Origin of the sequence: Brevibacterium otitidis (assembly GCF_042429315.1) — a bacterium.
Lineage (GTDB): Bacteria > Actinomycetota > Actinomycetes > Actinomycetales > Brevibacteriaceae > Brevibacterium > Brevibacterium otitidis.
The window spans coordinates 1-24,029 of sequence record NZ_JBHMAU010000072.1 but is presented as its reverse complement, the minus strand read 5'-3'; the positions used below and the strand labels follow the sequence as shown (position 1 = coordinate 24,029).

The following is a 24,029-nucleotide window of genomic DNA, read 5'->3' as shown; positions in this document are numbered from 1 at the left end:
CTGCCGCACCCAACGACAGACGCCCGCCGGGCACGGAATCCGTGACCTGGCGGGCGTCTGCCAGCTGAGGCTATCGGCGGATCACTTCTCGCCGATGGCGCGCAGCAGCTCCAGCGGGAAGGCCTCCGGATCTTCCTCACGGTAGGACTCGGTCTCCTGGCCGTTGATGAGCACGCGCGGGGTGCCGGACAGGCCGCGATCGTCGAACGCCGTCTGGGTCTCCTTCTCCACCGACTTGGCGAAAGCCTGTTCGGTGATGCAGCTGCGCACGTCCGAGGCGTCCGAGTCCTCGGGAGCCACTGCAGCGCTGACATCGACGCCGGCTTCCTCGGCGATCGAGATGAGCTGGTCGTCCTCCATGCCCTCGCCGCCTTCTTCCGGCTGCTGGGCGAACATCGAGACGACGAACTCCCGATAGGCGTCGACCTGGCCGGAGTCGGCGATGCAGGCGGCAGCGTTGGCGGCGCGCGTGGAGAACTTGTTGCCGCCTGAGGCGTTGTCGAGGAATGCGACCGGCGCGTACTGCAGGGCGATCTTGCCGTCCTCGACGAGCTTGTTCAGCGTCGTGCCGTGGGTGTCCTCGAAGGCCTTGCAGGCCGGGCACTGGAAGTCGAAGTAGACGGTCACCACGGCGGCGTCGGAGCCGAGCGGGGACTCAGCGATCGGCGGCGGCGGGTTCTCGCCGGGATCCTCGATGCCGGGTGCGGTGTAGGCCTTGAGCTCGTCGCCGTCCTTGGCCACGGTCAGCGTGCCCTCGGCGTAGTTGCGCGGGCCGGCGACCGGCTGCAGGCTCTGGAAGATGAGGAATCCGACGACAGCGGCGAAGGCGATGACGACCACGCCCACCGAGCCGAACAGGATGGTCCTGGCCTTCTTCTCGCGCTTCGCGTCGTTTTCCGCGATCTGCCGGGCCTTCTCCCGTGCCGCCTTCCGCCGGTCAGCAGCCGATGAATTCTTCGCCATGATTCCTCACGTGGTGTCGTTCTCCGCGCCCGTGCCGGAGCGCGGTGATTCTGTTCCGAGTGCCATCTTAGAGCGTCTGCACCGCATCGCATCTCACCTGCTGCTCAGACCTGCTTCCGCTCCCGAGGCGCCGGCTGGCTCCCAGCGGCAGCTGCCGTCGGCCGCAGCCGCCTCGGGCACGTCTCACAGCTCGGCGGCCTGCGGGATGAGTTCGAGGGGGTTGAAGGTCAGCGGCCACCAGGTGATGCCGGCAGGAGAGAGCGTGGCGCCGACGGCCAGCACGAACAGCACGCCGAGCACCCCGACCATGATCCATTCGCCGCGCCGGCTGCGCGCCATCGTCGTCAGCGCCGCCCGCGAACCCATCCGCAGGTTGAGCGAACCGGGCCCGAACCACAGCACGAGCGCATAGGACAGACCGGCGACCCACAGCGTCCACTCGAAGGACTTGCCCGCCGGAATGATCCCGGCGATGTCCAAGCGCATGAGCACGGCCACAGCGACGAAGGCGATGGCCGGCAGGATCATCGAGAACGCTGAGGTGAACACCGAACGGAACAGCGCTCCGGGCAGGCTGGCGATCGACGACCACACCGAGACGCCGGCCGGGCCGTCATTGAACTGCCGCCAGTTGCGCACCTGGGCCATCGAGCCGGTGGTGCGGGCGGCGACCTGCCACAGGTAGGAGGCGATGACCATGATGACCGGCCCGAGTGCGACGAGGGTGATCGCCAGCAGGTTGAGCATGAGCAGCGGCCATGCACCGCCCAGGCGCGGCGGGCGCGGTTCGCCCGGCGGCTGCAGCTGCTGCGGCTGCCAGGGCCTTTCGGCCGGGACCGGGGCGCCGCCGTGCTGATAGGGCTGCACCTGCTGCTGCGGGCGCGGATCGATGCCGAGCGGACCGTAGGACGGCGGGGAGCCGACCGCTGCGCGGGCCGGGCCCGAGGCGGCAGGCTGGCTGCCGTACTGGTGGCCGGGCGGCCCAACGGGCAGGTGGGCGGGCTGACTGCCGATCATCTGTCCCGGCTGTCCGGCGGTACCGTATCCGCCGGCATAGGCGGCTCCGCCGTAGGTGCTGCCGCCGGGAGCTCCCGGTGAGGGCACGGGAGGCTGCGGTCGGCCGCCGGGCGCATTGCCGTGGCGGGGCACGCCGTGCTGGTCGGGTCGGTGGTCGGCGAAGCCGCCGGACTGGTAGCCGGCCGGCTGCCCGAAGGCTGCGGTGCCGCTGCGGCCCAGCGGGCCGGTGGGCGGAGCGAGCGGATCATGTCCGCCGCCGGCGGCAGGCATGTCGACGCGGGTGCCGCCGGTCTCGCCCGGGCCGCCGGGGGCTGCGGCATGGCGCGGGCTGCCCAGCGCCGGCAGCTGCCCGGATTCGATGTCGACGAGAGCATCGAGGATCATCGCGCCCGAGGGCCGGCGTTCGGGCTTCGGGTCGAGGCAGGCCTGCAGCAGCGGCACGAAGAGCTCGGGAGCTCCTTCGAGGTTGTACCGGCCGGTGGCCACCCGCCCGAGCACCGCCTCCAGCGGGCCGGAGCCGTACGGGTTGCGGCCGGTGGCAGCGAAGGCCATCGTCGCAGCCCAGCCCCACCAGTCGGTCTTCTCACTGGCCTCACGGCCATCGGCGATCTCGGGGCTGAGGTAGCCGGGGGTGCCCATGACGAGGCCGGTGGCGGTGACTTTGACCTCATCGGCGGCCTGCGCGATGCCGAAGTCGATGACCATCGGCTCGCCGTCCATGATCATGACATTGGCCGGTTTGAGGTCGCGGTGGATGACGCCGGCGGCGTGGACGGCGTTGAGGGCATCGAGCAGCGCATGGCCGAAGTGGACGAGCTCGTCCTCTGCGAACGGGCCGTTGTCGCGCACATCGTCGGACAGCGTCTGCCCGTCGACGAATTCGGTGATGATGAACGGCTGAGCGGAGTCGAGCTCTGCGTCGAGGACCGCAGCGATCCGCGGATGCTGGATCCGCCTGAGCGTCCGCACCTCACGTGCGAGGCGCTTGCGCGCGGTCTCGTCATTGGCGATGTGCGGGTGCAGCACTTTGACGGCGACTGGGTTGTTCTCCGCATCCACGCCGAGGTGGACGACACCCATGCCGCCGGAACCGAGTTCGTTCAGCAGCCGATAGCCGCCGAGTTCCTGTACTGCCACTCAACCCAGGTTAGCGGAGGCGGTGGAGTTTCTCATGAGAGTCACGTGCTGACAGGCTGCAGAGCGGTCGAGACAGCAGCCGAGGACAGTGCTGTCGCTCACCGTCGGCCGGCTGAGACGGTAGAGTGCTTCGTGAGGACCGCGTGCTGAATTAGGAGTACCGTGATTCACACCTCTGCACCATTGGAAGCTCGTTCAACTCCGGTCGCCCCACCTGCTGATGGCGCCGACTTCGTCGTTGTCGCCAACCGCCTGCCCGTCGACCGCGACACCTCCGGAGAGACCCCCTGCTGGCGCACCTCACCAGGAGGTCTGGTGACCGGCGTGGCCCCGGTCATGCAGACCCACAAGGGTGCCTGGATCGGCTGGGCCGGAGTGGCAGATGAGGAATTCGATCCGTTCGACATCGACGGCATGCACCTCGTGCCGGTGCCGCTGAGCTCGGAGGAAGTCCGCCGCTACTACGAAGGCTTCTCCAATGCCACGCTGTGGCCGCTCTACCACGATGTCATCGTGCCCCCGGAGTTCCACCGCACCTGGTGGAACAGCTACCGGACGGTCAACCGGCGCTTCGCCGAGGCGGTGGCGCGCACCGCCTCGGAAGCGGCGACGGTGTGGGTGCACGACTACCAGCTGCAGCTGGTGCCCTATCTGCTGCGCGGCATGCGCCCGGACGTGCGGATCGGCTTCTTCAACCACATCCCGTTCCCGCCGTGGGAGATCTTCGCGCAGCTGCCGTGGCGTGCGCAGATCCTGCGCGGGCTGCTCGGTGCCGACCTCATCGGCTTCCAGCGTCCGGCCGATGCCCAGAACTTCCGCCGTGCCGTGCGCATCTGCCTGGGCCTGCCGAGCTCGGGCAACCTCGTGAAGATCCCGGCTGCCGAGGACCCGGCCAGCGAGCTGGGCGATACGATGACGATCACCCGCACCGCCGAGGCGAGCGCCTTCCCCATCTCGATCGACACCGAGCATCTGGCTGAGCTTGCCCGCGACCCGCAGATCTGCGCCCGTGCCAAGGAGATTCGCGCCGAGCTCGGCAACCCGGACACGATCCTGCTCGGCGTCGACCGGATGGACTACACCAAGGGCATCCGCCACCGGCTCAAGGCCTATGGCGAGCTGTTCGACGACGGGGTGCTCGACCCCGGCACGGTGACCCTTGTGCAGATCGCGACCCCGAGCCGCGAACGCATCGACCAGTATCAGCAGATCCGCACCGATGTGGAGCTGGCCGTCGGCCGGATCAACGGCGAGCACTCCGATCTGGGGCATCCGGTCATCCACTACTTCCACCACTCCTATCCGCGCGATGAGATGACGGCGCTGTATCTGGCCGCCGATGTCATGCTCGTGACCGCCCTGCGCGATGGCATGAACCTCGTCGCCAAGGAGTACGTCGCCTGCCAGGCCGATGACGATGGCGTGCTCGTGCTCTCGGAGTTCACCGGCGCTGCCGAACAGCTGACCCAGGCGGTGATGGTGAATCCGCATGACATCGCCGGCCTCAAATCCCGCATCGCCGCGGCCGTGGCGATGGATCCGGATGAGCGGCGCAGCCGCATGCGGAAGATGCGCGAAAGCCTGGCGGAGGAGGATGTGCGCGCCTGGTCGGATGCGTTCCTCTCACGGCTGCAGCAGACCGATCTGCAGGGCCGCGTCGCAGCGGCGGCGACGATGCGCTCGGATGCGCACCCGACCGATGCTGATGCGCAGCCGGATTCGGCTCCTGACTACTCCAGCTCGGAGGACGTCGACATCACGGCGCTGGCAGCTGCGGACCGGCTGCTCGTCGGCCTCGACTTCGACGGGGTCATCGCTCCGCTCGTCGACAATCCGATGGATGCCGCTCCCCTGCCGGCCTCGGCCGCTGCGGTCGAGGCGCTGGCAGGCGAGCCGAACACGGTCGTCGGCTATATCTCCGGCCGGAATCTCGCGGTCCTCAAGCAGCTCTCCGCCGCCCCGGAGGGCACCGTGTTCATCGGCTCCCACGGCGTGGAGACCGACTTCACCGCTGTCGGCGGCGAGGAGATCGCCCCGGCGACCGGCACCTCGGCGGCGGCAGCCGGCACCTCGGCGGAGGCGACCGGCGCAGACCACGGCCCGGGCACCTACGCGAGCGGCCCGAGCGCTGAGGAGCAGGCGCTGCTCGATGAGCTCGACGCCGCCTACACGGATATCCGCACCCGCACCCCGTCGGCCGGGCATGGGCTGCTGCGCATCGAGCGCAAGCCGCTCGGACGCACCTTCCACACCCGCGGCTGCAGCGAGGACCGCACCGCCTTCTACGCCACCGAGCTCGAGGCGCTGGCCAAGCGGCTCGGCCAGCTGCGGTTCCTCACCGGCCACGACACCTTCGAGTTCGCGCTGCGGCATCAGACGAAGGGCAATGGGCTGGAGCATATGATCCGCCGGACCGGCGCAACGGCCGCGCTCTACATCGGCGATGACCGCACCGATGAGGACGCGTTCAAGAAGCTGCGCACCTATCCGGAGGAGTTCCCGCACCTGTCGATCAAGGTCGGGCCCGCCGGCACCGCCGCCGAGGTGCGCCTCCACTCCCCGGAGGATGTCGCCGTGTTCCTCGGTCGCCTCGCCGCCGCCCGCAACGCACGGCACTGAGCCGCTGACCGCCGCTGGCTGGCTGACGCGCTGAACCGCCTGCCGCTGCGCGGCACTGAGCCGCTGGCTCAGCGGCGGTCGAGGGCGCGTTCGGAGGCCCGCAGCACCAGATCGGGGCTGACCTTGTAGTCCGGCAGCTGCGGGCTGCGGCCCCTGCTCTCACCAGTGCTCCCGCTGCTGCCTCCGCCGGTCTGCTGTCCGCGGCTGTCGGCGCGCATGAGCCGCTCCAGCTCCCGCAGCGCCGCCTCCGCCAGGGCAGCCCAGTCGAAGGTCACCTGTGACATCGGCGGGTGGACCAGCTCGGCATCGGGCATGTCCCCGACCGTCAGCAGCGAGAGGTCCTGCGGCACCGACAGCCGCAGCCGGCGGGTCGATTCGAGGAACCCGAAGGTGATCGAGGGCGCGCAGCTGATCGCCGCTGAGCACTGCGCCTCCAGCAGCTCATCAGCGGCCTGCGAACCGGCCAGGATCCCCGGCCCAGCGACGACGACCGGGGCCTGGTCGCGGGTGGCGGGGATGTGCAGCACCTCGGCCATCGCCCGGCGGAAGGCACCTACCCGCGTTGAGGCCGCGGAGTCCTCCGGCACGACGAGCCCGATGCGCCGGTGGCCGAGGTGGATGAGGTGGCGGACGGCCAGCCGGATGCCCTCCCTGGAGTCGAGCACGAGCTGCGCGAACCCGGCGTGCCCGGCGTTCGAGACGCGGATGACCGGCACGCCGAGCGCGGCCAGGCGTTCGGCCTCGGGCCCGGCCGAACCGCCGCCGAGCACCACCGCGCCGGCGACGCCGAAGGACTCGAGCACCTCGGCGGCCGAGGCGAGGTCCGGGCCGGTCTGCACACACACGGCCACCCAGCCGAGGGCGAAGATCCGCTCGACGATCTCCAGGTGGAGGCTCTCGAAGGGGTCGACGTCGCCGGCGATCGGCGCGGCGTGGACGACAGCGATGACCGTGCCGGAGGTGCGGGCCTCGTCCTCATGCCGCACGCCCAGCGTGCCGAGCGCCACCTCGACGGCCCGGCGGGCGGCAGCCGAGGTGCCCGGCTGTTCGCGCAGCACCCGGGAGACCGTGGAGACCGACAGCCCGGAGGCGGCGGCGATCTGCTTGAGCGTGATGTCCGAGCGCATCAGGTCCTCGCCGCCGCTGTCGACTGCCGCGCCACGAGCCGGAGCCGCAGCGTCGGGGGCACTGAGGCAAGCTGCCGGCCGGGCAGGTCGAGGACGCTGCGCACACCGGCGGCGAGGAAGGCGGCGAGATCCTGGTTGTCGAGCCGCAGCACCGTGGCCGGCGGATTGGTGTAGCGCATCGTCGAGAAGTCACCGAAGCCCACCACCGACAGATCGCGCGGAATCACGAGCCGCCGGCGGTTGACCGCCGCATAGACGCCGTGCAGCTGCAGCGCCGACTGCACGATGACCGCGGTGCAGGTGGCGTCGCGCAGCTGGATCGCCGCGGCGATGCCACCGGAATAGGACTTGGGCACCGGGGCGATCCACTCATCGAGCCGGTCGGTGACATCGCGCATCGGGTGCTCGCGGCGGAACCGGTGCTTGAGCTGTTCGGCGAGCGCACCGGACTCATTGCACACGAGCCCGATGCGCCGGTGGCCGAGTGCATGGAGGTGCTCGAAGGCCAGGCTCATGCCGCCGGCCAGGTCGACGCGGGCAGCGATCCGCTCCGCCCCCACCGCCGAGGCGGGGCTCACCTCGGGGGCGGCTTCCGTGCCCGCGGCGGGGCCCGCCTCGGCAGCGGCCTCCGGCGGCCAGGCGGCGGTCGCCTCGGCGAACCGGACGACCGGGACGTCGACGTCGAGCGGGGTGAAGGTGGGGGTGACGATGACGGCGGCACCGGCGTCGATGCAGGAGCGGACCTCCGCGAGGTCCGCGCCGAGAAACGGGGTGGCGGCGATGACGCCGGCGGCCTGCAGCTGCATCGCCACGGAGCGGCACACCTCGATCTGCCAGTGCTCCGGATGGGCAGGGGCGCACACGGCGACGAGCCGGGCCGCCTGCCGGTGCAGCAGCGTCGAACGGTCGTAGCCGAGGGCGCGCACCGCGTCGAGCACGCGGCTGCGGGTCGCCTCGGCGACGGTGCCGCGGCCGCCGAGCACCCGCGAGACGGTCGTCACCGACACGCCTGCCGCCGCGGCGACGTCCTCCAGCCGAACTCTCATACCCGCAGTCTACGGCTGTGCGCGCCGGTGCTCCGCTACGATGGAACGGCCGCCGCGTCGGTGTGCCGCCGGCGGTGCGGCCCCCGAAGGAGGACACATGAGGATCCATGTCGACCGCTTCGCCGAACTCGTCGAGACGCTGCCGTGGCACACACCCCTGCGGCTGTGGGGTCCGGAGCTGCTCATCGGGCTGCCGCGCGGCATCTCCCGGCATGTGGTGCGCTTCGTGGAGTTCGAGGGCACGATCCTGGCAGTCAAGGAGACCGAGGATCCGATCGCGGTGCGCGAATACGAGCTGCTCACCGCGCTGGCCGATCTCGATGCCCCGGCGGTGCGGCCGCTGGGCTATGTCACCGGCCGCACCGATGAGCAGGGGCGGCGGCTGCCCGGCGCGCTGCTGACTCCACATCTGTCGTATTCGCTGCCGTTCCGCGATCTGTGCGGCACGTCGGTGCCTCCGCATATGGCCGATCTGCTCGTCGATGCGCTGGCGGTGCTCATCGTCCGGCTGCACCTCGTCGGGTTCTTCTGGGGCGATGTGTCGCTGTCGAACACGCTGTTCCGCCGCGATGCCGATGAGCTGGCCGCCTATCTCGTCGATGCGGAGACCGGGGAGCTGCACGATGCGCTCTCCGACGGGCAGCGCAGCCATGATCTGGAGCTGGCGCGCACGAACATCGCCGGGGAGTTCCTCGACCTGCAGGCCGGCGGCCTGGCCGACCCGGATGTCGATCCGATGGCCAAGAGCGACCGGCTGTGCGAGCGCTATGACGAGCTGTGGGCCGAGCTCACTGCTGCTGAGGCGTTCAACATGTACGAGCGCTGGCGCATCGACCAGCGCATCGAGCGGCTCAACGAGCTCGGCTTCGACTTAGGCGAACTGACGGTCACGACCGACCTCGACGGCGTCACCACCCGCATCGAACCCAAAGTCGTGGCACCGGGGCACTTCCAGCGCCGGCTCAGGCGGCTGACCGGAATCGAGGCGGAGAAGCAGCAGGCGCGCCGGATGCTCAACGACCTCGATGTCTACCGGGCGGCCAAGGGGCTCGAAGGCGAGGACGAGTCGGTCGTCGCCGAGCGCTGGCTGGCCGATGTCTACCGGCCGGTGCTCGAGGCGATCACCGATGAGTACAGCGACCGGCTCGAGCTCCCGCAGATCTTCCATGAGTTCCTCGACCACCGGGCGGAGATGTCGGCGGCGGCCGGCCGGGACGTCACCACGCCCGAGACGGTGGCCGCCTATCGAGATGAGAAGCTCGCCCACTATCCGCGGGAGGCGCATCTGCTCCGCGATCCGGACACCGCGGTGCTCCGGGAGCTGGCGGAGGCAGAATTGTCGCAAGCAGACCCTGAGCTGGCAGAACCAGCGCAGGCCGGCCCTGAACCGGCAGACCCTGAACCGGCAGAGTCCGGGCATATGCAACCGGAGACACCGGAACCGCCGGCTGCGGCGGATGAGACGAGAGAAGGACCCCGATGAGCGCATCTCCCCGCATTCCCGACCTGTTCGACCTGGCCGGGCGCACCGCCGTTGTCGTCGGCGCCGCCTCGGGCCTAGGGCAGGCATCGGCGTTCGGGCTGGCCGATGCCGGTGCCCACGTCGTGTGCGCTGACCTCGACCTCACCGGCGCCAAGGCGACCGCCACGGTCATCGAGCAGCGCACCGGGAGTGCGGCCACGGCAGTCGAACTCGATATCACCTCGACTGCAGCCGTCGACGCCCTCGTTGAGCGCTTCCCCGCTGCCGAGGTGCTCGTCATGACCCCGGGCATGAATGTGCGCAAGAGGATGACCGAGACGACCGATGACGAATTCGACCGGGTCATCGACATCAACCTCAAGGGCACGTACCGGCTCATGCGCAGTTTCGGCCGTGAGATGGCCAGCCAGCAGCGCGGTTCAATCATCACATTCGCCTCTTTCCGCGCGATCGTCGTCGAACCCGGACAGGGGATCTACGCCGCCGCCAAGGCCGGAGTCGTGCAGCTGACGAAGACGCTGGCCAGCGAGCTCGGCACCGCAGGCGTGCGGGTCAACTCGATCCTGCCCGGACCGTTCGAGACTCCGCTGACCGAGCAGATCAAATCCGATGAGGAGTGGTGGGACGCCTACGCACAGAAGGCCGCGCTCGGCCGCTGGGGTCTGCTGCACGAGATCGCAGGACCGGTGCTGTTCCTCGCCTCGGATGCCTCCAGCTACGTCACCGGGCACTCACTGCTCGTCGACGGCGGCTGGATGGCCCAGGACGGACGCTTCACCCCACGCGTGTGACACCTCGGGACCGGTGAGTGCGACCGGCGACTATGACCCACGTCTCATTTAATGGGACACGGGCGGCGGCAGGAAGCCGGCGGCGATATACCTGACCGAAGCCACCGCGGACGGCGGGCGAGGGCACGATCTGCACTCACCGCCGGGCCGCGCACTTCTGCCGACAAGGACCGCCCGCGATGACGACGTCCCACCACCCCGCACCGACCGCAGCCCACGCCGAGCTGCGCAGGCGAACCCTGCGCAAAGTCGCCCTCCGGCTCACCCCGTTCCTCGGGCTGCTGTACTTCATTAACTACCTCGACCGGACGAACATCGGCTTCGCTGGACCCAACGGGATGAACGACGAACTCGGCCTGACGCAGACGATGTTCGGCCTGGCCTCCGGCGTGTTCTTCATCGGTTACCTGCTGCTGGAGATCCCCTCGAACCTCGCGCTGCACAAGTTCGGGGCCCGGCGCTGGATCGCCCGCATCCTCGTCACCTGGGGCATCATCGCAGCCCTCATGGCGTTCATCCCGGCCGGCACCTGGCTGGGCATCGGCGGTGAGTGGTGGCTTGTCATCCTGCGGGTGCTGCTCGGCATCGCCGAGGCCGGGTTCTTCCCCGGCATCATCCTGTACCTGACCTTCTGGTTCCCCAAGCGGGAGCGGGCGAAGGCGATCTCGTTCTTCATGCTCGCCATCCCCGCCTCCTCGGTGCTCGGCGCGCCACTGTCGGCCTGGCTCATCGAGCACGGCGAGGGCCTGCTGTGGGGCATGACCGGCTGGCGGTTCATGTTCCTCATCGAAGGCCTGCCGGCAGTGCTGCTCGGCTTCATCTGCTGGTTCTTCCTCACCGACCGCCCGCACGATGCGAAGTGGCTGGCCGATGACGAACGCGCCTGGCTCAAGGCCGAGATGGACCGCGAGGAAGAGGAGACCGCGACGACCTACCACGTGCCGCTGCGTACCTCGCTGACGAGCGGCCGGGTGTGGGCGCTGGCGTTCGTGTACTTCGGTGTGGTCTACGGCCTGTACGCCATCAGCTTCTTCCTGCCGACGATCATCAGCGGCTTCCAGGAGCGCTTCGGGGTGGAGTACTCGCTCATGGAGCGCGGCCTGCTCACCGCCGTGCCGTTCGCCTTCGCTGCTGTCGCGATGATCTTCTGGGCCCGCCACGGCGACAAGACCGGCGAGCGCGTCTGGCACGTCGCCCTGCCGACCCTCGTGGCCGCCGCCGTCATCCCGGTGACCTCGTTCGTCAACTCGCCGTTCCTGGCGATGCTGTGCGTGTCGATCTTCGCCTGCGGCGTGATGTGCGCCCTCGCGACCTTCTGGCCGCTGCCCACCGCGTTCCTCTCCGGTGCCGCCGCAGCTGCCGGTGTCGCCCTGATCAACTCGATCGGCAATATGTCCGGCTTCTTCGCCCCCTACATCACCGGCTTCCTCGCCGACACGACCGGTTCGCAGTCTGCCGGCATGTGGGCGATCAGCGTGGCGATGGTCATCGCTGCGAGCATCACGATCTCCCTCGGGGCGCTGCCGAAGAGTTCGACTGGTCGCACGCAGCCGGCGGTCGACCCGCGCCACGTCGACGTCAGCTGAGCTGTCGGCGGGCTGGGGATCGTCGGCGGTGCGCCGTGGCTGGCTGACGGCCGGCGCTGGCTGACGGCCGGCGCTGGCTGACGGCCGGCGCTGGCTGACGGCCGGCGCTGGCCAGCCCACCCATGATGGCTCTGGTCCGTGCGATCGGACCGACAGTCGTTGAGTGCAGAATCCTCGATCGTGGATTCTGCACTCAACGACTATGTTTCGGCCATTTCATAGTCGTTGAGTGCCATATCGAGTGTCGTCGGTTCAGCACTCAACGCGATCCGCTGAAATGGCGGACGCTCAAGCCCCGGCCGGCACAGTACGTGAGTGTGCAGTTCGTGTCGACTCGAGCACCGTCGATTCCACACGAGAAGCACGCTCCAAGCGCCGAACCCGTGCATTTCGTGTCGACTCGAGAGGCGTCGGTTCCACACGAACGACACACTCACGTCACCGTGCAGGTCAAGCCGTCGGCGTTACCCCCCGGCGAGCCCCTCGGTCCGGCGGGCGCGGGCGACCTCGTAGAGGCTCACGGCCGCGGCGATGCCGGCGTTGAGGGACTCCATCTGCCCGGCCATCGGGATCGAGACGATCTGATCGCAGATGTCGCTGATGAGCCGGGAGAGTCCCTTGCCCTCGGACCCGACGACGATGCACACCGGCTCTTGGGCGAGTGTCACCTCGGGCAGTTCGACGTCGCCGTCCATGTCGAGGCCGAGGACGAACACGCCCTGCTTCTTCAGCTCCTGCAGCGCACGGGCGAGGTTGACGACCTGGGCGACCCGGATGCGGCCGGCGGCACCGGCGGCGGTCTTCCACGCCGAGGCGGTCATGCCGGCAGATCGACGTTCGGGGATGATCACCCCGTGGCCGCCGAAGGCCGCGGTTGAGCGCACGATGGCGCCGAGGTTGCGCGGATCGGTGATCCCGTCCAGGGCGACGAGCAGCGGCGTCTCGACAGCCTCGGCGGCTGCCTCCATGAGGTCATCGGGGTGGGCGTACTCATAGGGCGGCACCTGCAGGGCGATGCCCTGGTGGACGGCACCGTCGGTGAGCCGGTCGAGATCCATCTTGCCGGCTTCGAGCATCGGGATGCCGCGGTCGGCTGCCAGCGCGATCGCCTCGCGCACCCGGTCATCGGAATCGGCCTTGTGCGAGATGTACAGCGCGGTGGCCGGCACCGCCTCGCGCAGCGCCTCGACGACGGAGTTGCGTCCGGCGATGACATCGGAGCCCGGGTCCCTGCGGCGGCGCTTGGGCTGCGCGGCCTCACGGCGGAGCCGGGCCTGCTTGGCCTTGTACGCCTTGTGGTAGACGCGGTCCTCGGCCTTGGGGGTCGGCCCCTTGCCAGCCAGTCTGCGGCGGCCGTGGCCGCCGGTGCCCTTCGTCGGGCCCTTCTTCGTCGCCATTGCGACTCCTTACGTTCGGTTCGGCCGCTCAGCCCTTGAGGCTGTAGCGGTAGCCGCCGGGGGTGTCCTCCAGCTGCACGCCGGCGCGGCTGAGCAGATCGCGGATCTCATCAGCACGGCCGTAGTCCTTGGCCTGCTTGGCGGCCAGGCGCTCGGTGGCGAGCTCCTCGACGAGCGCGCGCAGCCCGGCCTCGGCACCGCTGTCCGCTCCCGAGGCGGTCGCCCAGCTGCCGGCCAGCGGGTTGATTCCCAGCACATCGAGCATGAGTTCGAGCTCGGCGACGGTGCGGGCCAGCTGGGTGCGGTCGACGCTTCCGGCCTCCAGCTGCCGGTAGCCCTCGCCGACAGTGCTGAACGCCACCGACAGCGCCTTGGGCACCGACAGGTCATCGTCCATCGCCGCAGCGAAGTCCGCGGGCACCTCGGCGACGCGGTCACGGTAGCCGTCTGCCACCTCGGGCGCGGCAGGAGCATCCTCGCCGAGGATCTCCCGGGCCCGGGTGAGGAAGTTCTCGAAGCGCTCCAGCGCCGTCGCCTGGGCGGTCACGAGCGACTCGGAGAACTCCAGCACCGAACGGTAGTGGGCCGTCGAGAGCGCATAGCGGATCACGATCGGGTCGAAGGCGCTCAGCAGATCGCGGGCGAAGATCGAGTTGCCCAGTGACTTCGACATCTTGTCCCCGCCGACGTTGAGCAGCCCGGAGTGCATCCAGATGCGGGCGAAGGGGTCGCCGGCGGCATTCGACTGGGCGCGCTCGTTCTCGTGATGGGGGAAGCGCAGGTCGAGTCCGCCGCCGTGGATGTCGAACTCAGCCCCGAGGTACTTCGTCGACATCGCCGAGCATTCGATGTGCCAGCCGGGCCGGCCGCGTCCCCACGGCGACGGCCACGAGGCGGTGAGCGGATCGCCGTCCTTGCGTGCCTTCCACAGCGCGAAGTCCCGGGGATCCTTCTTGCCGCGCAGCGGGGCGTCATCGGCGGCGGCCATATCGTCGAGCTGTTGGTTCGTCAGCGAACCGTAGTCCGGCCAGGACCGCGCATCGAAGTAGACATCAGCGGAGCCGTCGAGGGCCTGATAGGCGTGGCCGGCGGCGATGAGGCGCTCAATGAGCTCGATCATCTCCGTCATGTGCCCGGTGGCCAGCGGCTCATAGGTGGGCCGCAGCACGCCGAGGGCGTCATAGGCGGCGGTGAATTCCTGCGAGTAGTGGTAGGCGTGCGCCCACCAGGGGCGGGACTCCTCGACCGACTTCGCCAGGATCTTGTCGTCGATGTCGGTGATGTTGCGGACGAAGGTGACCTCGTAGCCGCGGTAGAGCAGCCAGCGGCGCAGCTGGTCGAACACGACCGCAGTGCGCATGTGGCCCAGGTGCGGAGATCCCTGCACGGTGGCACCACAGACGTAGAGGCTGGCCTGACCGGCGGAGACGGGTGCGAAGGGTTCGAGGCGGCGCGTGGCGGTGTTGAAGAGCTGTATGGTCACAGGGCTCAGTCTAGCGATTGGCCGCAAGCGGCGGCCACGGCCGCCCACAGCGCATGCCCTGGCCACGAGGCGGCGCTCCCCGGTCCGGTGTTGGTCGGGCTGACCTCCGGTTATAACTTTTCGGGACCAAAGGAGCTGTGCCCAGGCTCCAGAGGTGACAAGCACCACGCCTGCGGACTACCTTTAGTGTGAGGTCAATCTCAGCTGTGAGTTTCGCGGGGATCCCTACGAACTTCTGGACTGTGAGGGTCATGCCTGACATGAGGCCCCCGAGTGCACACTGCCGTGCCCCTCACCTGGATCCGAAAGGACATCATGTCGACTAAGTCGCTGCAGCGCGAAGTCTTCCCGACACGGATGGCGTTCATCCTGGCAGCCATCGGTTCTGCCATCGGCCTGGGAAACATCTGGCGCTTTCCATACGTCGCCTTCGAAAACGGAGGCGGAGCCTTCCTCATCCCATACCTCGTCGCGCTTCTGACGGCAGGTATCCCGATCCTGTTCTTCGACTACGTGCTCGGCCACCGCTCGCGGTCCTCGGCACCGATGTCGTTCCGGGTCGTGTCGAAGTCTTTCGAGCCGCTGGGCTGGTTCCAGACCGGTGTCGCCACGGTCATCGGCATCTACTACGCCGTCATCATCGGCTGGGCGCTGAGCTACACGGTGTTCTCGATCACCGAGGCGTGGGGCGATGATGCCGGCACCTTCTTCGAGGCGACCTACCTGCACGCCGGTGAGCTGTCGCTGGGCAATGCCTTCAGCTTCGTGCCCGGCATCCTCATCCCGCTCATCATCGTGTGGGTGATCGTGCTCGGCGTGCTGTTCCTGGGCGTGCAGGGCGGCATCGCGCGGTTCTCGAAGATCTTCATCCCGGTGCTCGTCGTGCTGTTCCTCGCCCTCGTCGTCCGCTCGCTGTTCCTGCCCGGTGCCGTCGACGGCCTCAACGCCCTCTTCACCCCGGACTTCTCCGCTCTGGCGAAGGCCGATGTGTGGGTGGCCGCCTACGGTCAGATCTTCCTCTCGCTCTCGGTCGGCTTCGGCATCATGATCACCTACGCCGCCTACCTGCGCCGTCGCACGAACCTCACCGGTTCGGGCCTCATCGTGGCGTTCTCGAACTCCAGCTTCGAGATCCTCGCCGGCGTCGGCGTCTTCGCAGCGCTGGGCTTCATGGCCCACGCTGCCGGCACCGGTGTCGATGAAGTCGCAGCCGGCGGTGTCGGACTGGCCTTCGTCGGCTTCCCGACGCTGATCTCGCAGATGCCCGGCGGGCCGATCTTCGGTGTGCTGTTCTTCCTCAGCCTCGTCTTCGCCGGCCTGTCATCGCTCATCTCGATCATCCAGGTGCCGGTGCAGGCGGTCGCGGAGAAACTGGGCATCTCCAACCGCACCTCGCTGGCGATCGTCGGCGGCGGCATGGCGCTCGTCTCGCTGCTGACCATGCCGACGGCCACCGGTCTGACCGTGCTCGATGTCGCTGACGCCTTCGCCAACAACATCGGCATCGTCGGCGGTGCGCTGCTGGCGATCATCGCCGTGGCCTGGATCAAGCGGTCCACCCCGCTGCTGCGCGATCACCTCAACGCGATCTCCTCATTCCGCATCGGCAAGATGTGGACGATCGCGCTGACGATCATCACACCGATCGTGTTGGGCTTCATGCTCGTCCAGCAGATCTGGACCTACGCGACGACCGGCTACACCGAGACCTCAGCCGACATCATCGGCTGGGTGATCATCGCCGTCCTCATCATCGCAGCGGTGGTGCTCTCCGTGCTGCCGTGGCCGCGCGCCTCGCAGGAGTTCACCGACCGGGCCGTGGAGGCCAACGATGCTGACACCAAGGCGCACCCGGAGCTGTACACGCCTGCGCATATGACCGGTTTCGACGACAACCCCACCACCGGCACCACCAGTGCCGATGCGGCCCGCCGCACGGAAGGAGACAACCGATGACACCTGAAGCAATCATCATGATGGTCCTGGCCCTGTTCATCGTCTGGGGCGGCCTCGTCGCCTCCTTCGTCCACCTCAAGGGACACCCGGACGAGATGGGCCACGACGACATCATCTGATCCGCACACCCTGAGCGCGGCACCAGCCGCCACCGCTGCCGAGGCGCCGGGAACCTGCCATGGTTCCCGGCGCCTCGGGCGTGGACAGGGGTTCCTGCCATGGTTCCCGGCGCCTCGGGCGTGGACAGGGGTTTCCTGCCAGGTGAGAACGCACGCGGATATTCCTGCGTGCCGCAGACGGGTTCCGTAGACTGACGGATGTACGCATGAGCACGTGTTGATCTCTGCTGAGAAGGAGGCATCATGCCCACCACCGTCAAGGGAATCGTCGCCATGGCCAAGGGACAGCCGGTCGAGCTGACCGACATCGTCATCCCCGATCCCGGCCCCGGCGAGGTGATCGTCGATGTGAAGTCCTGCGGTGTCTGCCACACTGACTTCCACTACCGCGAAGGCGGGATCGGCGATGACTTCCCGTACCTGCTCGGTCACGAGTCCGCCGGCATCGTCTCCGAGGTCGGCGAGGGTGTCACCAACGTCGAGGTCGGCGACTTCGTCATCCTCAACTGGCGGGCGATCTGCGGTGAGTGCCGGGCCTGCAAGCGCGGCGAACCGTGGTACTGCTTCGACACCCACAATGCCTCCCAGAAGATGACCCTGGCCGACGGCACCGAACTCGAGGCCGCCTTGGGAATCGGGTCGTTTGCCGAGAAGACGCTCGTGGCCGCCGGCCAGTGCACCAAGGTCGATGAGGCCGATCCGGCTGTCGTCGGGCTGCTCGGCTGCGGCATCATGACCGGCATCGGCGCAGCCATCAACACCGGCGAGGTCACCCGCGGCGACTCGGTGGCCGTCATCGGCTGCGGCGGCGTCGGCTCGGCAGCCGTCGCCGGTGCCAACCTGGCTGGAGCCAGCCCGATCATCGCCATCGACTTCGATGAGCGCAAGCTCGATGCCGCACGTGAGCTCGGCGCGACTGACACGATCTGCTCAAAGGGCATGAGCGAAGACGAAGTCGTCGCTGCCGTGCAGAAGCTCACCGGCGGATTCGGCGCCGATGTTGTCATCGACGCCGTCGGCCGTCCCGAGACCTGGCGGCAGGCCTTCTACGCCCGCGATCTGGCCGGCGCGGTCGTGCTCGTGGGCGTGCCGACCCCGGAGATGGAGCTCACTGTTCCGCTGCTCGATGTGTTCGGCCGCGGCGGCAAGCTCACGTCCTCCTGGTACGGCGACTGCCTGCCGGAGCGCGACTTCCCGATGCTCACCGAGCTGTACAAGCAGGGCCGCCTGCCGCTGGAGAAGTTCGTCTCAGAACGGATCACCGTTGACCAGGTCGAGGAGGCCTTTGACAAGATGGGACGAGGAGAAGTCCTTCGATCGGTAGTGGAGTTTTCATGAGCGCACGCATTGATCACATCGAGACATCCGGCACGTTCTCCCTCGACGGAGGCACCTGGGATGTCGACAACAACGTCTGGATCGTCGGCGATGACTCCGAGGTCGTCGTCATCGACCCGGCCCATTCGCCGGCTGAGATCGTCAAGGCTGTCGGCGACCGGGAGGTCAGGGCGATCCTGCTGACCCACGGGCACGATGACCACATCCGCGCCGTGGCTGAGACCCAGGGGCTGCTCGGCGATCCGCCGGTGCACCTCAACCCTGATGACATGGTGCTGTGGAACATGGTCTACCCGGACCGGAAGCCCGATGAGGACCTCGAAGACGGTGGGACGATCACCGCCGGCAGCATCACCCTGACGGCGATCCACACCCCGGGCCACTCTCCCGGCTCGACGTGCTTCTACATCGCTGACGGGGTCGCCGTTCCCGAGGTGGCCGCTGAGGCCGCCGGGAAGGTCGGGGCCGGTGCCACGAACCCGATCCTCATCTCCGGTGACACCCTGTTCCAGGGCGGACCGGGCGCGACGGGCCGGTCGTATTCGAGCTTCGAGACGATCATCGACTCGATCTCGACCCGGCTGTTCCAGCTGCCGGCCGAGACCGTCGTGCTCACCGGTCACGGGCCGGCCACGGCGATCGGGCTGGAGAAGCCGCATCTGCAGGAGTGGATCGACCGCGGCGAGTGATCCGCGAGCCCGCGCCCTGAGCTGAGGCAGCGGGCTCGCACCAGCAGACGCCGAGGGCGGACGTGTTCGGACACGTCCGCCCTCAGACGTCTGTGCGCTCAGGACTGGCTGGTCTGGGCACAGCTTTCACGTTGCGTCAGTATGATGAAGCCATAATGACACGCGAGAACGGATCAGCTGGACCGGGCCGCCCGGCCTATTCGGACGCTCAGGTCGATCAGCGCCGCGAGCAGATTTTCTCCGCAACGCTCGAGCTCATCATAGAAGTCGGCGCGGACAACGTGAGTCTCAAGCAGATCAGCAAACGAGCCGGTATCTCGGTGGGCGCGATCCAGCACTACTTCCGCAAGCGCGACGATCTTGTCCGGCAAGCACTCATCGAACACTCGACGAACGTCGTCGAACGACTTCGCGCGCCGAAGGAAGCTTCTCACTGGGCCCGTGTCCTTCACGTCATGTGGAGTTTTGTCGACTACGAAAAAGTGCCGTCTCGCTCTCTTCTGTGGATGGAGTTCATCGCAGCTGGCACACGAGATCCACTCCTTGCACGCGAGGTCAGAACCGTCTTCGACAACTGGACAACAGTCTTGACCGAAGTCGTCTCAGACGGCGTCACTGCAGGTGAGTTCAGGCTGGCCGGCAGAATCGACGATGTGGTGGCAGGTCTCATCGCACTCATCGATGGCTTCGAAGCAGCTGTCACGATCAAAGGCAATGAGCTCTCCGTTGCTACCGTGCGTCGTCGACTCGAGCTGCACACCCGCGCGCTGTTGGGACCACGCGACTGACCGCCGTCAGCCAACCTCCCGTCCAGCACCGAATGGCCGTGAGCAGCGAACTGGGGGTTTATTAATAATACCTATGTATTGTATATTGAGTGTCGCACCTCACAACAAAGGAGTTACTGTGGTCAGCGTCCTCATCCTCAGCATCTACTACGGCGTACTCCCCGCTGCCGTCGTCGTCACCAGCTGGTTCGCCATCCGCAAGCAGTACCGAGAGGACGACTCATGATCTTCTCACTCGCGATTCTCGGCTCGTTCCTGCTCTACCTCGTCATCGGCGCAGTTGTCAGCCGAACCATTAAGAACAAGGACGACTACTACGTCTCAGGGCGCAACGCACCGACTGTTCTCGTCGGGGGCACTCTGGTTGCCTCGTTCCTCTCGACCGTTTCATTCATGGGAGAGCTGGGATTCTCCTACGACGGGTATGCAACGGTCATGCTCGTGCTAACTCCCATTAATATCTGCGGATACGTCATCGGAGTAGCCCTTTTCGGCCGCTACCTCCGACGCTCACAGGCACTCACCGTGCCAGAGTTCTTCGGCCTCCGCTTCAACTCAAAAGGCATCCAGGCCATCGCCGGTCTGACGGTGATCATCGGTATCGGCTTCTACCTCATCGCTGTCACCCAGGGGCTCATGCTCATCATCGGGCAGTTGACCGGCCTGAACGAGTGGCAGTCGCTCCTGCTGGTCTGGGCCGGTTACACAATCTTCACGATGATGTCTGGGGCGCGAGGCATCCTCATCAACGACACAATCATGTATTTCTTCTTTACCGCAGCTGCTGTCGGAGGAATGTCCTGGATTTTCTACCGTGCAGGCGGTCCCAGCGCTGCGGTCGAGAAGATGTGGTCCCTACCTGACAGGCCAGATGCACTCACATGGCATGGGCTCACAGGCCCCGACGCTTATATGGGCTCCCCGCTACAGGTTTTCATCTACGCGATCACGCTGGGCATCGTCTGGATGCTTGTCGTCGCGATCAGCCCGTGGCAATCCAGCCGGTATCTCATGGCCAAGAACGAACACGTATCACTTCGCTCTGGTCTCATGGCAACCGCTTCCCTTGCGTTGATCTATGTCTTCCTCACATTCGGAGGTCTTGCGATCAGCCTATTCAACCCCGGTATCGAACCTTCCGAAGTGGCATTCATCTGGGCAGCTCAAAATCTCATGCCGCCGGTCTTGGGGGTTATCGCTGTGACTGGCATCGTCGCGGCCGGGCTCTCGTCGGCCGCGGCGTTCCTCTCCCTGATCGGGTTCAGCCTCGACAACGATGTCATGCCGTGGATCGCTTCGCGCCGGCCAGCGGTTCAACCAAAGCACGGCGGCATCCGCCTCACGCGGATCGCCATGGCATCAGTTGCAGTCGCAGTTCTGCTCATTACGCTGGTGGCGCCGCCTGCAGTGCTGACAATCGGATACTTTGCCGCAACGCTCTTCGCCGCAAGCTGGGGGCCAGTGGCGCTGTGGTCAATTCAGAGTTCGAAGATCACCCGTAGGGGCGCCACGTGGGGCATCATCGTCGGCTTTCTGGCCGTCGGATTCCTCGAAGGCATTCAGAAGTTCGGGGGCATCACACTGCCGACACTCGCAAATCCCGTTCTTCTTGGCATCTCAGCGAGCATCATCGCGATCATCCTCGGCAACGTCGGCCAGCCTCACGACCCGAAGGTGGTGGCGTTCCTCCACTCATTGCGCGAGGTGCCACCTGAGAATAAGTCTCGCTTGGAAACTCGCCGAACCGGAATATGGGTCATTGTCACGGTTGCGACGCTCATACTTTGCAGCGCGTTGATGCTTGTCTTCTACGCCCTCCCAACTTTCTGATCTGCGAGTAGGAAGGAAGATCTCCATTGTCCACGACATTTCCGAACCTCTTCAGCCCGATGAAGCTCGGCTCGCTTGAACTCAAGAACCGAATCGTCTCATCCGGCCACGACACAATGCTCGCTGAGGACGGGCACATCGGGCCCGAACTCGTGGCGTATCACAAAGCACGAGCCGCGGGCGGTGCCGGGCTCATCGTTCTTCAAGTATCGGGAGTCCATGAAACAGCCCGGTATACGAACCATGTCCTTATGGCCACCGATGATTCGACGACTTCCGGTTATTCCGCGGTCGCCGAGGCGGTACACGCCTATGACTGCAAGATCATCGCCCAGCTGTTTCACCCCGGTCGCGAGGTCATGGATGGAGAAGGGGGCATGGCGCCACAAGCTGTTGCTCCATCTGACAGCCCACAGGAGCGATTCCATGTGGTGCCCCAGCGACTTTCAACCTCGACAATTAAAGAAATCATCAAGGGTTACGGCGACTCAGCAGCTCGCGTCACCCAGGCCGGGATAGACGGGGTCGAAATCGTTGCGAGTCACGGATACCTCCCCATCCAATTCTGCAACCCCCGGATCAACGATCGACAGGACGAGTACGGCGGTTCTGCTGCTAATCGTATGCGGTTCCTCCTGGAGTCCATCCAGGCTGCCCGCGAATCTGTGGCCCCAGGTTGCGTTGTCGGTCTACGCATTTCGGGTGACGACCTGACTGCGGACGGCATGATCGAATCTGAGTTCATGGAGATCATCAAAGCTGTCGACGCACAAGGGTATGCCGACTACATATCGGTAACTGCGGGGGATTCGTCCACGCTCCAAGGTGCTCAGCACATCGTTCCTTCTATGCAGTACGGCGCTGCTTACGTCTCCGACTTATCGGCTGCAGCCAAGAAGGTGACAGATCTGCCGGTCATGGTTGCTGGTCGAATCAACCAGCCGCAGGAAGCAGAAATGATCCTAGCCCAAGGCAAAACTGATCTGTGCATCATGACGAGAGCCATGATCTGTGATCCTGAAGTTGCAAACAAAGCTGCGCGCGGCGACCTCGACTCGATACGCGCATGCATCGGGTGCAATCAGGCTTGCATCGGTCATTTTCAGCAGGGAGTTGGAATCTCGTGCATTCAGTACCCCGAGTCCGGTCGCGAAACAGTGTTCCTGCCGCAACCGCGCGTGAGAACACCACGGCGTCTGCTCGTTGTCGGTGGAGGTCCTGCGGGTCTCAAGGCTGCTGCAGTTGCCGCTGACGCGGGAGCTGCAGTACTGCTTGTCGAGAAGGAAAAGCGCGTCGGCGGTCAAGTACATCTTGCGGAGAAGCTTCCCTTCCGAGCCGAGTTCGGCGGAGCCGCGACCAACTTGGAGGGTGAGGCACGTAGGTCTGGTGTGCAGATTATGACGAATACAGGAATCAGTACCGAAATTGTCGATGACTTCGCGCCTGAGTCTGTGATTCTTGCCACCGGATCACAGGACCGGGAGATGGCGCTGGAGCTCGTGGATGACCCGACCATCTTCACGGCGCGGAGCTATTTGTCGGGTGAGCCAAACCTCGAACGCGGTGGAGTCCTCGTCTTCGATTGGAAAGGCGACTGGGCTGGTCTCGGTACAGCCGTAAAGATCGCTGAGAAGCGGAAGGTCACTCTCGCGACTGCAGCAAGCTTCCCAGGAGCAGCGATGCAGCAGTACACGCGCACCGCAATGATGGGCGAGGCAATCCGACGCGGTGTCACATTTATCAATGATGTTCGCTTGGTAGGTCTCGATGCAGATTCCGCTTACCTTCAGTCAACGTTGAGTTACGAGGTTCTCACTGTCGACAACGTCTCTACAACGATCGTCAGCTTTGCTCCTAGGTCCGTTGTGCCTCCGGTTGACTTCGGGGCTTGTCCGGTTATCCGTATCGGAGACTGCAAAGCGCCGCGCACAGTGGAGGAGGCCGTCTATGAAGGGCTGACAGCTGCGACTAGGTTCGTTCGAGACGAGGCATTGGCAGAGAGCGCGTGAACTCGATCATTCGCCACTATTCGTCCTCACCGATCTGATCTGGGTGTTAGCCGTGCGGCTGACCACCCTGCCCCGGCTGGCTGCGCATGAGCTGCGCGGTTAGGTGACGGGTCATCTCGCAGCCGACGGCGGCCATAGAGAAGTTGACGGCCAGGTCGTTGCCGACGAAGACGAAGCGGCGTTTGGTCGCCTCGACGTTTTTTGGCTGTCGAGGTGTTGAGCACCTGCCCGGTCAGCTGCACCACGATGCGCTCGTCGGTAGCGTCGAGCCGGCCTTCGAGCAGCTCTGTCTGACCGGTCGGCTGGGCGATGGTGAACTCCGCCGAGTCGCCGATGAACCGCAGGTAGCCGGTCTCGACGTGCATCGGCTTCCCATCTGGTGACCAGGTGCGCTGTGAGTAGACGAGAAACGGTTTGCCGATGTCACGGAACTCTGTCTCCTCGCGGTACTCGAAGTCGTCGATCGTCGGGTACTCGCCGAAGCCGCTGCCGCTCCAGGTGCCGGCGATCCGTTCGAAGGCGGGGTGTGAGGTCATAGCTGAATCGTCCTGACTTGGCTCAAATTGGTGTGATGTAGATCATATTGACACTATGACCTGCGGGTTTGGGTTGTGAAGTGCTGGAATTCCTGACTAATCGGGTGGTTGGGGT

The 24,029-nt window shown here is 66.4% G+C and carries 18 protein-coding genes; 11 read left to right on the top strand and 7 right to left on the bottom strand.

Features of this window, described 5'->3' with window-relative positions; all coding sequences use genetic code 11:
- Positions 1-81: 81 nt before the first annotated feature.
- Both ACFFN1_RS12300 and ACFFN1_RS12295 read right to left on the bottom strand, forming a co-directional pair.
- Positions 82-963: a DsbA family protein gene (locus ACFFN1_RS12300; RefSeq protein WP_376841075.1), complete on the bottom strand. Its 882-nt coding sequence runs from the start codon at positions 961-963 to the stop codon at positions 82-84.
- A 183-nt stretch (positions 964-1,146) separates the two neighbouring features.
- Positions 1,147-3,117, bottom strand: a complete 1,971-nt coding sequence (locus ACFFN1_RS12295) for a serine/threonine-protein kinase (RefSeq protein ID WP_376841074.1) — start codon at positions 3,115-3,117, stop codon at positions 1,147-1,149.
- Positions 3,118-3,279: 162 nt separating this feature from the next.
- Between ACFFN1_RS12295 and ACFFN1_RS12290 the strand changes: the two genes are divergently transcribed.
- On the top strand, positions 3,280-5,736 hold the full coding sequence (locus ACFFN1_RS12290; RefSeq protein WP_376841073.1) for a trehalose-6-phosphate synthase: 2,457 nt from the start codon (positions 3,280-3,282) through the stop codon (positions 5,734-5,736).
- A 68-nt stretch (positions 5,737-5,804) separates the two neighbouring features.
- On the opposite strand, the gene ACFFN1_RS12285 is transcribed toward ACFFN1_RS12290, so the two are convergent.
- Together ACFFN1_RS12285 and ACFFN1_RS12280 are read right to left on the bottom strand one after the other, a co-directional pair.
- Positions 5,805-6,863 carry a substrate-binding domain-containing protein gene (locus tag ACFFN1_RS12285; RefSeq protein WP_376841072.1) on the bottom strand — a complete coding sequence of 353 codons (1,059 nt, stop codon included), beginning with the start codon at positions 6,861-6,863 and terminating at the stop codon, positions 5,805-5,807.
- Positions 6,863-7,909 (bottom strand): LacI family DNA-binding transcriptional regulator, encoded by a 1,047-nt coding sequence (locus ACFFN1_RS12280; protein WP_376841071.1) that lies wholly within the window; start codon positions 7,907-7,909, stop codon positions 6,863-6,865. Before ACFFN1_RS12280 ends, ACFFN1_RS12285 begins: the two co-directional genes overlap by 1 nt.
- A 97-nt stretch (positions 7,910-8,006) precedes the next feature.
- Here ACFFN1_RS12280 and ACFFN1_RS12275 point away from each other — a divergent pair, with 97 nt between their 5' ends.
- From ACFFN1_RS12275 to ACFFN1_RS12265, 3 genes are all read left to right on the top strand, one after another.
- The gene (locus ACFFN1_RS12275) at positions 8,007-9,392 is read left to right on the top strand and encodes a DUF4032 domain-containing protein (RefSeq protein WP_376841070.1); all 1,386 of its coding nucleotides are present in this window, start codon (positions 8,007-8,009) and stop codon (positions 9,390-9,392) included.
- Positions 9,389-10,183, top strand: coding sequence for an SDR family NAD(P)-dependent oxidoreductase (locus ACFFN1_RS12270; RefSeq protein ID WP_376841069.1), 795 nt, complete (start codon positions 9,389-9,391; stop codon positions 10,181-10,183). Before ACFFN1_RS12275 ends, ACFFN1_RS12270 begins: the two co-directional genes overlap by 4 nt.
- A 179-nt stretch (positions 10,184-10,362) precedes the next feature.
- Positions 10,363-11,769 carry an MFS transporter gene (locus ACFFN1_RS12265; protein WP_376841068.1) on the top strand — a complete coding sequence of 469 codons (1,407 nt, stop codon included), beginning with the start codon at positions 10,363-10,365 and terminating at the stop codon, positions 11,767-11,769.
- 464 nt (positions 11,770-12,233) lie between these two features.
- Here ACFFN1_RS12265 and rlmB read toward each other — a convergent pair whose 3' ends face one another.
- Both rlmB and cysS read right to left on the bottom strand, forming a co-directional pair.
- Positions 12,234-13,166: a 23S rRNA (guanosine(2251)-2'-O)-methyltransferase RlmB gene (rlmB, locus tag ACFFN1_RS12260; protein WP_376841066.1), complete on the bottom strand. Its 933-nt coding sequence runs from the start codon at positions 13,164-13,166 to the stop codon at positions 12,234-12,236.
- A 28-nt stretch (positions 13,167-13,194) separates the two neighbouring features.
- Positions 13,195-14,649 (bottom strand): cysteine--tRNA ligase, encoded by a 1,455-nt coding sequence (gene cysS / locus ACFFN1_RS12255; RefSeq protein WP_376841065.1) that lies wholly within the window; start codon positions 14,647-14,649, stop codon positions 13,195-13,197.
- A gap of 315 nt (positions 14,650-14,964) precedes the next feature.
- Between cysS and ACFFN1_RS12250 the strand changes: the two genes are divergently transcribed.
- The 7 genes from ACFFN1_RS12250 (at position 14,965) to ACFFN1_RS12220 (ending at position 23,378) form a co-directional block, all read left to right on the top strand.
- Entirely contained in the window at positions 14,965-16,605 is a 1,641-nt protein-coding gene (locus ACFFN1_RS12250; RefSeq protein ID WP_376841064.1) for a sodium-dependent transporter, read from the top strand.
- Positions 16,602-16,724, top strand: a complete 123-nt coding sequence (locus tag ACFFN1_RS12245; RefSeq protein WP_376841063.1) for a methionine/alanine import family NSS transporter small subunit — start codon at positions 16,602-16,604, stop codon at positions 16,722-16,724. The genes ACFFN1_RS12250 and ACFFN1_RS12245 overlap by 4 nt, the downstream gene beginning before the upstream one ends.
- Before the next feature lie 243 nt (positions 16,725-16,967).
- A complete protein-coding gene (locus tag ACFFN1_RS12240) occupies positions 16,968-18,062 on the top strand; it encodes an S-(hydroxymethyl)mycothiol dehydrogenase (protein WP_376841062.1) in 1,095 nt (364 codons plus the stop codon).
- Positions 18,059-18,751: an MBL fold metallo-hydrolase gene (locus tag ACFFN1_RS12235; RefSeq protein ID WP_376841060.1), complete on the top strand. Its 693-nt coding sequence runs from the start codon at positions 18,059-18,061 to the stop codon at positions 18,749-18,751. The genes ACFFN1_RS12240 and ACFFN1_RS12235 overlap by 4 nt, the downstream gene beginning before the upstream one ends.
- Positions 18,752-18,906: 155 nt before the next feature.
- Complete coding sequence (locus ACFFN1_RS12230) at positions 18,907-19,539, top strand: TetR/AcrR family transcriptional regulator (RefSeq protein WP_376841059.1); 633 nt, start codon at positions 18,907-18,909, stop codon at positions 19,537-19,539.
- Positions 19,540-19,761: 222 nt separating this feature from the next.
- The gene (locus tag ACFFN1_RS12225; RefSeq protein WP_376841058.1) at positions 19,762-21,369 is read left to right on the top strand and encodes a sodium:solute symporter family protein; all 1,608 of its coding nucleotides are present in this window, start codon (positions 19,762-19,764) and stop codon (positions 21,367-21,369) included.
- A gap of 26 nt (positions 21,370-21,395) precedes the next feature.
- The gene (locus tag ACFFN1_RS12220) at positions 21,396-23,378 is read left to right on the top strand and encodes an oxidoreductase (RefSeq protein WP_376841057.1); all 1,983 of its coding nucleotides are present in this window, start codon (positions 21,396-21,398) and stop codon (positions 23,376-23,378) included.
- 26 nt (positions 23,379-23,404) lie between these two features.
- Here the strand turns inward: ACFFN1_RS12220 and ACFFN1_RS12215 are convergent, their stop codons facing one another.
- Positions 23,405-23,914 carry a heme-binding beta-barrel domain-containing protein gene (locus ACFFN1_RS12215; RefSeq protein ID WP_446680477.1) on the bottom strand — a complete coding sequence of 170 codons (510 nt, stop codon included), beginning with the start codon at positions 23,912-23,914 and terminating at the stop codon, positions 23,405-23,407.
- Positions 23,915-24,029: the final 115 nt, after the last annotated feature.